The organism is Arthrobacter sp. SLBN-112 (assembly GCF_006715225.1).
In the GTDB taxonomy this organism is placed as follows: Bacteria; Actinomycetota; Actinomycetes; order Actinomycetales; family Micrococcaceae; genus Arthrobacter.
The window spans coordinates 2,124,340-2,135,397 of record NZ_VFMU01000001.1 but is presented as its reverse complement, the minus strand read 5'-3'; the positions used below and the strand labels follow the sequence as shown (position 1 = coordinate 2,135,397).

Annotated in this window: 5 protein-coding genes and 3 rRNA genes; 1 reads left to right on the top strand and 7 read right to left on the bottom strand. The window is 59.9% G+C overall.

Annotation, left to right across the window (positions count from 1 at the left end; genetic code table 11):
* Nucleotide 1: 1 nt before the first annotated feature.
* From FBY33_RS09960 to FBY33_RS09935, 6 genes are all read right to left on the bottom strand, one after another.
* Nucleotides 2-760 (bottom strand): LamB/YcsF family protein, encoded by a 759-nt coding sequence (locus tag FBY33_RS09960; RefSeq protein WP_142030427.1) that lies wholly within the window; start codon nucleotides 758-760, stop codon nucleotides 2-4.
* A 244-nt stretch (nucleotides 761-1,004) separates the two neighbouring features.
* Nucleotides 1,005-1,121, bottom strand: a 5S ribosomal RNA gene (rrf, locus tag FBY33_RS09955).
* A 168-nt stretch (nucleotides 1,122-1,289) separates the two neighbouring features.
* Nucleotides 1,290-4,426: ribosomal RNA gene (locus FBY33_RS09950) — 23S ribosomal RNA — on the bottom strand.
* A gap of 529 nt (nucleotides 4,427-4,955) precedes the next feature.
* A 16S ribosomal RNA gene (locus FBY33_RS09945) occupies nucleotides 4,956-6,477 on the bottom strand.
* Together the 16S, 23S and 5S rRNA genes form the textbook arrangement of a ribosomal RNA operon.
* A gap of 656 nt (nucleotides 6,478-7,133) precedes the next feature.
* Entirely contained in the window at nucleotides 7,134-7,868 is a 735-nt protein-coding gene (locus FBY33_RS09940) for a PASTA domain-containing protein (RefSeq protein ID WP_235010508.1), read from the bottom strand.
* A gap of 65 nt (nucleotides 7,869-7,933) precedes the next feature.
* Nucleotides 7,934-9,304, bottom strand: coding sequence for a GmrSD restriction endonuclease domain-containing protein (locus FBY33_RS09935; RefSeq protein WP_142030426.1), 1,371 nt, complete (start codon nucleotides 9,302-9,304; stop codon nucleotides 7,934-7,936).
* A gap of 278 nt (nucleotides 9,305-9,582) precedes the next feature.
* Between FBY33_RS09935 and FBY33_RS09930 the strand changes: the two genes are divergently transcribed.
* Complete coding sequence (locus FBY33_RS09930) at nucleotides 9,583-9,975, top strand: VOC family protein (protein WP_142030425.1); 393 nt, start codon at nucleotides 9,583-9,585, stop codon at nucleotides 9,973-9,975.
* A gap of 40 nt (nucleotides 9,976-10,015) precedes the next feature.
* On the opposite strand, the gene FBY33_RS09925 is transcribed toward FBY33_RS09930, so the two are convergent.
* Nucleotides 10,016-11,041: a LacI family DNA-binding transcriptional regulator gene (locus FBY33_RS09925; RefSeq protein WP_142030424.1), complete on the bottom strand. Its 1,026-nt coding sequence runs from the start codon at nucleotides 11,039-11,041 to the stop codon at nucleotides 10,016-10,018.
* Nucleotides 11,042-11,058 lie beyond the last annotated feature (17 nt).

Here is an 11,058-nt window from a genome sequence, read left to right as displayed (position 1 = left end):
GTTAGGCGAAGCTCTCGATCCGGATGCCGGCGTCCACCAGCGCGGAGCGGACGGCGGCGGCCATTGCCACGGCGCCGGGGGTGTCACCGTGCAGGCAGATGCTTTCGGCCTTGACGGGGACCAGCGATCCGTCGATGGCCCGGACCACACCGTCCCCTGCCAGGCGCAGGACATGTTCGACGACGTCCTCCACCGCATGCAGCACAGCTCCGGGTTCGCGGCGGGAGACCAGGGTACCGTCCGGATTGTAGGCACGGTCAGCAAAGGCCTCTGCCACGGTCCGCAGCCCTGCCGCCTGGGCCTGGCGCTGGATCTCGGAGTTGGGGAGCACCATGAGGGGGAGGCTGGGGTCCACCGCCAGGATGGCAGCCACGACGGCACCGGCCTGCTGGGGGTGGTTCACGATGGTGTTGTACAGCGCGCCGTGCGGTTTGACATAGCGGACAGCGGTTCCGGCGGCGAGGGCCATAGCCTGCACTGCACCGATCTGGTACACCACGTCTGCGGTGAGCTCAGCCGGGCCCATGTCCATGAAGCGGCGGCCAAAGCCGGCCAGGTCACGGTAGCCGGGGTGTGCGCCCACCGTAACGCCGGCCTTCGCGGCGGCCTGGCAGGTGGCCAGGATGCCTATAGGGTCGCCAGCGTGGAAGCCGCAGGCCACGTTGGCGCTGGATACGCTCTCGAAAATGGCGGCGTCATCGCCGAAGGACCAGTTCCCAAAGGACTCGCCGACGTCGCTGTTCAGGTCGATGCTGGGCATTGTGATCTCCGTCTCGGATTGCTGTTCATCCAAGAATGCCCTAAAAACTCAGATTGTTCAACAATCCTACGGTCCCATTACCGTACTCCCCCGCAACGCCCCATCAGTTCCTGTTGGTCTTCATGGGGTGCCCCATCAGTTCCTGCTGGTTTCCTGGGTTGCGGTGTGGGGTTTTGTTGGGTGGGAGCTGGGTTAAATGTGGGAGGCCCCAACCGTGTGGTTGGAGCCTCGACCATTAATGTGTGTCCGGCGGTGACCTACTCTCCCACACCCTCCCGGGTGCAGTACCATCGGCGCTGTGGGTCTTAGCTTCCGGGTTCGGAATGGGACCGGGCGTTTCCCCCACGCTATGACCGCCGTAACCCTTTTACCCGTCACCCCCGGTGTTTTGGTGGGTGTGGGAAATCTTGTGGTTACAACATTGTGGTGTTGTGTATTTAGTTGTTGGTTCCGTTCAACACGTTTCCCGTGGCGGGTTGTTGGTTGGGAACCACATAGTGGACGCAAGCAGAGTTTTGTATATATCTGTGTGGTGTAAGTTGTTGGCCTATTAGTACCGGTCAGCTTCACGAGTCGTTAGTCCTCGCTTCCACATCCGGCCTATCAACCCAGTGGTCTGGCTGGGGGCCTCTCACACCCGAGGGTGTATGGAAATCTCATCTCGAAGCGAGCTTCCCGCTTAGATGCTTTCAGCGGTTATCCCATCCGAACGTAGCTAATCAGCGGTGCACTTGGCAGTACAACTGACACACCAGAGGTTCGTCCGTCCCGGTCCTCTCGTACTAAGGACAGCCCTTCTCAAATTTCCTGCGCGCGCAGCGGATAGGGACCGAACTGTCTCACGACGTTCTAAACCCAGCTCGCGTACCGCTTTAATGGGCGAACAGCCCAACCCTTGGGACCTACTCCAGCCCCAGGATGCGACGAGCCGACATCGAGGTGCCAAACCATGCCGTCGATATGGACTCTTGGGCAAGATCAGCCTGTTATCCCCGAGGTACCTTTTATCCGTTGAGCGACGGCCATTCCACAATGTACCGCCGGATCACTAGTCCCGACTTTCGTCCCTGCTCGAGATGTCTCTCTCACAGTCAAGCTCCCTTGTGCACTTACACTCGACACCTGATTGCCAACCAGGCTGAGGGAACCTTTGGGCGCCTCCGTTACTTTTTAGGAGGCAACCGCCCCAGTTAAACTACCCATCAGGCACTGTCCCTGACCCGGATTACGGGCCGAAGTTAGATGTCCAAAGTGACCAGAGTGGTATTTCAACGATGACTCCACCCGAACTGGCGTCCGGGCTTCAACGTCTCCCACCTATCCTACACAAGCCACTCCGAACACCAATACCAAACTATAGTAAAGGTCTCGGGGTCTTTCCGTCCTGCTGCGCGTAACGAGCATCTTTACTCGTACTGCAATTTCGCCGAGTTTATGGTTGAGACAGCGGGGAAGTCGTTACTCCATTCGTGCAGGTCGGAACTTACCCGACAAGGAATTTCGCTACCTTAGGATGGTTATAGTTACCACCGCCGTTTACTGGGGCTTAAATTCTCAGCTTCGCCTTGCGGCTAACCGGTCCTCTTAACCTTCCAGCACCGGGCAGGAGTCAGTCCGTATACATCGTCTTGCGACTTCGCACGGACCTGTGTTTTTAGTAAACAGTCGCTTCCCCCTGGTCTCTGCGGCCCCGATCCCCTCCGGACAGCAAGTGTCCATCAAGGTTGGGGCCCCCCTTCTCCCGAAGTTACGGGGGCATTTTGCCGAGTTCCTTAACCATAATTCTCTCGATCGCCTTGGTATTCTCTACCTGATCACCTGTGTCGGTTTGGGGTACGGGCGGCTAAAACCTCGCGTCGATGCTTTTCTCGGCAGCATAGGATCACCAAATCCCCCCAAACGGGGGTCCCATCAGATCTCAGGCACGTGAGTGGCGGATTTGCCTACCACTCGCCCTACATCCTTAGACCGGGACAACCATCGCCCGGCTCGGCTACCTTCCTGCGTCACACCTGTTAATACGCTTGCCTCCCGGGATCAGGTCCTGCGCTCCACCAAAACCCTTCCATCCAAAGGACGGTCGGGCAGGTTTCGGGCAGTTAGTATCCCCCGCTCAGCATGGGCGGTTTTTCGCCGGTACGGGAATATCAACCCGTTGTCCATCGACTACGCCTGTCGGCCTCGCCTTAGGTCCCGACTTACCCAGGGCAGATTAGCTTGACCCTGGAACCCTTGATCATTCGGCGGACGGGTTTCTCACCCGTCTTTCGCTACTCATGCCTGCATTCTCACTCGTGTAGGCTCCACCGCTGGTTTACACCGCGACTTCACCGCCCACACGACGCTCCCCTACCACTCCGGACGCCTGAACCAACCCACAAGGGGCGGCTTAGCTAAAATCCGAAATCCACAACTTCGGCGGTGTACTTGAGCCCCGCTACATTGTCGGCGCGGAATCACTTGACCAGTGAGCTATTACGCACTCTTTTAAGGGTGGCTGCTTCTAAGCCAACCTCCTGGTTGTCTTCGCAACTCCACATCCTTTCCCACTTAGCACACGCTTAGGGGCCTTAGTTGGTGGTCTGGGCTGTTTCCCTCTCGACTATGAAGCTTATCCCCCACAGTCTCACTGCTGCGCTCTCACTTACCGGCATTCGGAGTTTGGCTGACGTCAGTAACCTTGTAGGGCCCATTAGCCATCCAGTAGCTCTACCTCCAGCAAGAAACACGCAACGCTGCACCTAAATGCATTTCGGGGAGAACCAGCTATCACGAAGTTTGATTGGCCTTTCACCCCTACCCACAGCTCATCCCCTCCATTTTCAACTGAAGTGGGTTCGGTCCTCCACGACGTCTTACCGTCGCTTCAACCTGGCCATGGGTAGATCACTTCGCTTCGGGTCTAGATCACGCCACTGCAACGCCCTATTCAGACTCGCTTTCGCTACGGCTGCCCCACACGGGTTAACCTCGCGACGTAACACTAACTCGCAGGCTCATTCTTCAAAAGGCACGCCGTCACCAGAATCAGACTGGCTCCGACGGATTGTAAGCACACGGTTTCAGGTACTGTTTCACTCCCCTCCCGGGGTACTTTTCACCTTTCCCTCACGGTACTGGTCCGCTATCGGTCATTAGGGAGTATTTAGGCTTATCAGGTGGTCCTGACAGATTCGCACGGGATTTCTCGGGCCCCGTACTACTTGGGATACTCTCACAGGCGGTACAAACACATTACGGTTACGGGACTAACACCCTCTCTGGCCGGCCTTTCAAAACCGTTCACCTATGCGCGCACATCACACCCCACCAGCCCGGCAGAACTGGTATGGAAAGTCCCACAACCCCGACCATGCAACGCCCGCCGGCTATCACACATGGAACGGTTTAGCCTGATCCGCGTTCGCTCGCCACTACTAACGGAATCACTATTGTTTTCTCTTCCTGCGGGTACTGAGATGTTTCACTTCCCCGCGTTCCCCCCACGCACCCTATGTGTTCAGGTACGGGTCACCAAGTCACTCGCGCGCTTGGCGGGGTTTCCCCATTCGGACACCCTGGGATCACAGTCCGGTTATCGACTCCCCCAGGCTTATCGCAGATTCCTACGTCCTTCTTCGGCTCCTAATGCCAAGGCATCCACCGTGTGCTCTTAAAAACTTGACCACAAAGATCAAAAACATTTTCGAGAGAACCACGAAAACCAACCACACCCCAACACCCCAAAAAAGGGCATCAACAGCGCAGCCAGATCCAGGTTCATTAATCTTGGAAATTGCTTCTTATACAAGATGCTCGCGTCCACTATGTAGTTCTCAAACAACAACCCCACACCACACACCCCCGCACACAACCCCCAAAAGGGTTAGCATGCACGGGACGTCATGGCAGGGAAACCAGAAACAAACACTCCCGTCCAGGAAAGCCGAAGGCCCCCAAACGGTCCTGTTGCCTCAGGACCCAACAGTGTGCCAAACACTACCCAGCAGAACAAACCACACAACGTTCCTGAACCAACCCACAAAGGAGCCGGCCCGTACTAGCACAAATGATTCGTGCCACCAGGCACCTATTCGTTGATATTCCACCCATGAGCACCCGCCACGGAACAAACGTCCATGCTGCGGGCTTGCTTCCTGACAACCCCCCACCCCGGCATCCACCAGGACAGGAAAAGGTTGGAGGTGCTCCTTAGAAAGGAGGTGATCCAGCCGCACCTTCCGGTACGGCTACCTTGTTACGACTTAGTCCCAATCGCCAGTCCCACCTTCGACAGCTCCCTCCCACAAGGGGTTAGGCCACCGGCTTCGGGTGTTACCAACTTTCGTGACTTGACGGGCGGTGTGTACAAGGCCCGGGAACGTATTCACCGCAGCGTTGCTGATCTGCGATTACTAGCGACTCCGACTTCATGGGGTCGAGTTGCAGACCCCAATCCGAACTGAGACCGGCTTTTTGGGATTAGCTCCACCTCACAGTATCGCAACCCTTTGTACCGGCCATTGTAGCATGCGTGAAGCCCAAGACATAAGGGGCATGATGATTTGACGTCGTCCCCACCTTCCTCCGAGTTGACCCCGGCAGTCTCCTATGAGTCCCCACCATCACGTGCTGGCAACATAGAACGAGGGTTGCGCTCGTTGCGGGACTTAACCCAACATCTCACGACACGAGCTGACGACAACCATGCACCACCTGTAAACCGACCGCAAGCGGGGCACCTGTTTCCAGGCGTTACCGGTTCATGTCAAGCCTTGGTAAGGTTCTTCGCGTTGCATCGAATTAATCCGCATGCTCCGCCGCTTGTGCGGGCCCCCGTCAATTCCTTTGAGTTTTAGCCTTGCGGCCGTACTCCCCAGGCGGGGCACTTAATGCGTTAGCTACGGCGCGGAAAACGTGGAATGTCCCCCACACCTAGTGCCCAACGTTTACGGCATGGACTACCAGGGTATCTAATCCTGTTCGCTCCCCATGCTTTCGCTCCTCAGCGTCAGTTAATGCCCAGAGACCTGCCTTCGCCATCGGTGTTCCTCCTGATATCTGCGCATTTCACCGCTACACCAGGAATTCCAGTCTCCCCTACATCACTCTAGTCTGCCCGTACCCACCGCAGATCCGGAGTTGAGCCCCGGACTTTCACGGCAGACGCGACAAACCGCCTACGAGCTCTTTACGCCCAATAATTCCGGATAACGCTTGCGCCCTACGTATTACCGCGGCTGCTGGCACGTAGTTAGCCGGCGCTTCTTCTGCAGGTACCGTCACTTTCGCTTCTTCCCTACTGAAAGAGGTTTACAACCCGAAGGCCGTCATCCCTCACGCGGCGTCGCTGCATCAGGCTTGCGCCCATTGTGCAATATTCCCCACTGCTGCCTCCCGTAGGAGTCTGGGCCGTGTCTCAGTCCCAGTGTGGCCGGTCACCCTCTCAGGCCGGCTACCCGTCGTCGCCTTGGTAGGCCATTACCCCACCAACAAGCTGATAGGCCGCGAGTCCATCCAAAACCACAAAAGCTTTCCACCAACCACCATGCGATGGAAGGTCATATCCGGTATTAGACCCAGTTTCCCAGGCTTATCCCAGAGTCAAGGGCAGGTTACTCACGTGTTACTCACCCGTTCGCCACTAATCCACCCACAAGTGGGCTTCATCGTTCGACTTGCATGTGTTAAGCACGCCGCCAGCGTTCATCCTGAGCCAGGATCAAACTCTCCGTTGAAGTAAAACAAAAACAGACACAACCACAACCACCGGAAATAACGGCAGAAACAGCTGCAAAATTTGAAACCAGCTAAAAACACCATGCCAACCACGGGGTGGCGGCACAGCACAATCAACCAATTTATAAAAAATCGGTATCAACAAACTTGGCACACTATTGAGTTCTCAAACAACAGACACACCCGGCACCACCCAAACTTTCGTTCAGGATCGCTCCGGAGCAACTTTCCAAACTTACCCGGTTTCAAAGAGCTTCGCAAATCAGCGTTTCCGCGATCTTCATAGCTCTGAAACCAGCCCCACCCACGTCCGGCACGCCAAGAGGCGAACCATTTTCAGGCTGTTTCGTAAGGGGTTTGGTCGCTATCTTTCCGCTTCAGCGGCGGCGACTCAGAAAACAATACCCGCCCCCACACCCAACCGCAAATCGACCTTTGGGGACTAAAGATCCGCGGAATTCCGGGCTAGGAACGGCCGCTTGGGCATCCAAGCCGCCTCCCGCCGTCGTAATTCCCCTATGTGTGCTGCAGCACAGAGAGCCTGGCCCCCGCTCCTCACCCTCCGAGGCCTGCTGTCCCGCAGTAGCTCTTAAACCTGACAAGCCGCGGACACCTCCCAAAAAGGAGGCACCGCGGCTCGACGGACCTGGTTCAGCTACTGCCGCCACCGTGAACGCGAATCCGTAGCGGACGGCTTGCAGGTGTAAGTAACTCCCTTGCTGCTCAGCGCCACAGAGCCCGTGGGTGAACAAAAGGCCCCGGGCGTTGCGCCTCCCGCAGCTGCCGGCGCTTGTGCTGGTGCCTGCGCTGCCTGCTGGGCAGCCGCTTGATCAGCAGCAAGCTTCGCAGCAGCGTCCCGCGCGGCCTGGTCGGCTGCAGCCTTTGCGGCGGCCTGGTCCGCAGCGGCTTTATCCGCCGCGGCCTTGTCAGCCGCTGCCTTCGCTGCGGCCGCCTGATCGGCTGCAGCCTTCTCGGCCGCAATCTTGGCAGTTGCCGCCTTTTCGGCAGCAGCCTTCTCAGCGGCCACGTCGTCGAGGTTCTTGACGCCGAGATGCACGGTGGAGCCCTTCGCAGCCTGTGCACCGTTGGCAGGATCTTGGGAAATCACCTGCCAGTTTTTCTCAACGATGATCGACTTGCCCTTGACGGTGTCCACAGCCTCAACCTTGAAGCCGAGCTTTTTCAGCTGCTCGGTAGCCTTGTCCAAGGTCAGGCCAGTTACGGCGGGAACGGTGACGTTCTCGGCAACCGCAGCCACAGCGGTTGCCGTTGCTGTGGTCTGAGTTGCCGCTTCCTTGCCGCCGCAACCCGTCAGCATCAGGCCGGCCAGCACAGCCAGAGCCAGCGTCTTGTTCATCCTGGTGAGTGCAGGACTGGGATTAACTTTCATGATTCCCCCTAGGAATGCGTTCTGGTGATAAAGGTGCGTCCGGAGAATCCGGACAAGAGTGGGGCCTATTCGCAGGCGATGCCGTCGGAATCCCGGTCCAGGGCAGGGCGGTAGCCTGCCTGGCCGGCGTAGAGCGGTGCAGCTCCGGCGGCTCTCGCCGCGGTGCAGTTGGCGTAGTAAACGGCGGCAGGCGCGGGTGCAACCGGAGCAGGTGCCACGGGAGCCGGCGCGACCGGTGCGGGAGCAGGAGCGGGTGCGACCGGAGCTGGAGCGACCGGTGCGGGAGCAGGAGCAACCGCGGGTGCCGGTTCAACCACTGCCGGTGCGGGAGCCGGAGCCTGCTGGTTCGTCGGGGCCAGCTGGCCGGAGCAGTCACCCAGGATGCGCGCCATCGCGTCGTGCTCCGCCTGCGTGACCCACAGCCCGTATGTTGCCTTCACGGAGATTTGCCGGGCCACGTACTCACACCGGAAGGCCTTGTTCGCTGGCAGCCAGGTGGCCGCGTCGCCGTCGCCCTTTTGCTGGTTGGTGGGACCATCGGTGGCCTGCAGGTTCAGCGGATCGTTCGCGAACGCCGTCCGCTGCTCCGCGGTCAGCTGTTGCGCGCCCTTCTGCCAGGCATCACTGAGCGCTACTACGTGGTCGATCTGCACGGCAGTGCTGGTGCCCGAGCCCCGGACAAAGCTGATGGTCTTGCCCGTGTAGGGATCCGCCAGGGTCCCCGTCTGCACCTTGCAGGGAACACTGTTCGTATAGGTGATACCGGTAAGGTCGCGCTTGAGAATGTCGTTGCGGGTATCGCAGCCGTTCCGGTCCACGTCCGCCCACGCCTGGCCGAACTGCCCCCGGTCGTAGCCGGTCTTCGGCGCCCGGCCCTTGATGGGAAGGGTGGCCAGCAAATCCAGCGCCCGAGTGGCGTAAGCGGGCTGCGTGTGAGGCGCGGTGGCGGTGACGCCGGCCGCGAGAAGGTAGGGGTTCTCCGGGTCCAGGGGCTCACCATCGCTGTCAGCGGTGGGAGTTGGCGTGGACGACGGCGTCACCTTGGCTGTTGCGGTTGGGCTGGCATTGGTGGGCGCCGCCTTGGCAGTGCTCTCCGAGGACGCCGCCTTCAAGTCCGCACTGGCGACGTGCGGCAAGGCGACAGCCCCGCCAATGAAGAGGGCGAAGGACGCGGCGAGCGCAACGGCGCCGGCCTTGCGTTTCGCCGGGAGCCAGGCCCAGGAACGCCGCCCTGTAAGCAGGACGTACAGGCCGGTGAGCGCAGCCGAAATGCCCAGGAACACCAGGGCACCGCCTAATCCGCCGGTCAGTGCCCCAAAGAGCATGAACAGTGCGGTGAGAATGCCAACGATGAACGTTGAGGCGCGAGGTTTCCGCGGCGGCTTCGGCGCCGGCGCAGACGGAACAGACCCGAGAAGGGTTTCGTAGTCGGACAAGTTTTCCCCATTGATGAGGGCCCGAATATCCGGCCCTGCAAGTGCCGAGGCTTCTGCTTAGCCCGACAAAGTCGTCGCCGCTGAGCCTATGCCGCGTTTTCGCCCGACAAGGGTCATTTGCCGGATCTTGGGCCAACATTCAGCCACTCTTGATGGGACCTTGAGGAACACCGACGCAAAGCTCCTTTTGCCCTTAATAATTGACCGGCAATTTCAGGCCCCAAGCCGTAAAAGGTGCATCCGTTCCCTTCATGGGGGCGCAAAGATAAAGTGGCCAGATGCAGATGCGGCTCGAGGTTGTCCAGGTCCCGGTTTCCGATGTCGACAGGTCGAAAGCGTTCTATACCGAAAAACTGGGCTTCGTGCTGGACCACGACGTGGAGCACATCCCGGGCATGAGGGTGGTCCAGTTGACTCCTCCGGGTTCGGCCACCTCGGTGGTGATCGGCACCGGGATGACCACCATGGCGCCGGGCAGCCTGGAAGGACTGCAGCTGGTGGTCCCGGACATCACCGATGTCCGGACCGAACTGGTCCGGCGGGGCGCGGACATCAGCGAGATCCAGGACCTCGGCGGCGTCCTCTTCGCCTACTTCAGCGATCCGGACGGCAACCGCTGGGTCATGCAGGGCCAGACACCGCCGGATATCCGGGACGCACACAAACCATAGAAGCTAATGGCAATAGTGAGCGGGCGTCGGGAGGCGCGGACTACTTTTTGGCCGGCGGCGCTGTGGAGCCCCGGACCACCAGCTCCGTGCCTAGTTCGATCCGCTGCGGCAGTTCCTCGTCCCCATCCAGGTGCCGGAGCAGGGCCCGCATGGCGGTTTCGGCCATCTGGACTACTGGTTGCCTGATGGTGGTCAGCCCGGGCTCGATCCACTCGGCCGCCGGGATGTCGTCGAACCCGATGATGGACAGGTCCTCTGGAATCCGCAGCCCGGCAGCGCGCGCAGCCCTGTAGGCACCCATCGCCTGGCCGTCGTTGCCGGTGAAGATCGCGGTTGGCCGCTCCGGCAGTTCCAGCAGTTTGCGGGTGGCGGCCTCACCCGCTTCGATGGAGAAGTCTCCCGGAACCATCAGCGCCGGATCCGCCGCTATGCCTGCCCGGCGCAACGCTGAGATGTAGCCGTCCTCGCGGGCACTGCTGCATTGCAGGTCCTCTCGGCCGCCGATCATGGCGATCCGCTTGTGCCCCAGTTGCAGCAAGTGCTCAGTGGCCGAGTAGCCGCCCTCCCAGTTGGCCGCCCCCACGGTCATCAGGTCCGGACCTGGCTGGCCCACCGGATCGATCAGCACCACAGGAATCCCCAGGGACTTGACCCGCTGGATCTGCTTGGCGTCGAGTTGGTACACGGCCATGAGCAGTCCATCCGATTTGCGCTCCGCAAGGTTGGCCAGCCAGGGCCGGATGCGCGAGCCGTCCAGGCTCAGGCTGCTTACCACGGTGCCGTAGCCGGCATCCTGTGCAACGCGTTCCACGCCCTCAATGATCTCCAGCGCCCACTCGGAGCCCAGTCCTGGAAACACCAGGTCCACCAGGCCTGCCTTTTGCCGGCGCTTGGCGGGACGGCGCGCGTAGTCGCGGCGGGCGATGATTTCCTCCACCCGGGCCCGCGTCTCCGCTGCCACATGCGCATGCCCGTTCAGCACTTTGGACACGGTGGGGACCGAAACGCCTGCCTCGCGGGCGATCTCGCTGATCGTCGCGCGCCTGGTGTCCTGCTTGCTTACCACGGAAACCGCCCTTTCAC

Excerpts from the sequence above, each read along its gene's own strand:
- FBY33_RS09930 (WP_142030425.1), top strand. The coding sequence starts at position 9,583 with ATGCAGATGCGGCTCGAGGTTGTCCAGGTCCCGGTTTCCGATGTCGAC.
- FBY33_RS09940 (WP_235010508.1), bottom strand. The coding sequence starts at position 7,868 with ATGAAAGTTAATCCCAGTCCTGCACTCACCAGGATGAACAAGACGCTG.
- FBY33_RS09960 (WP_142030427.1), bottom strand. The coding sequence starts at position 760 with ATGCCCAGCATCGACCTGAACAGCGACGTCGGCGAGTCCTTTGGGAAC.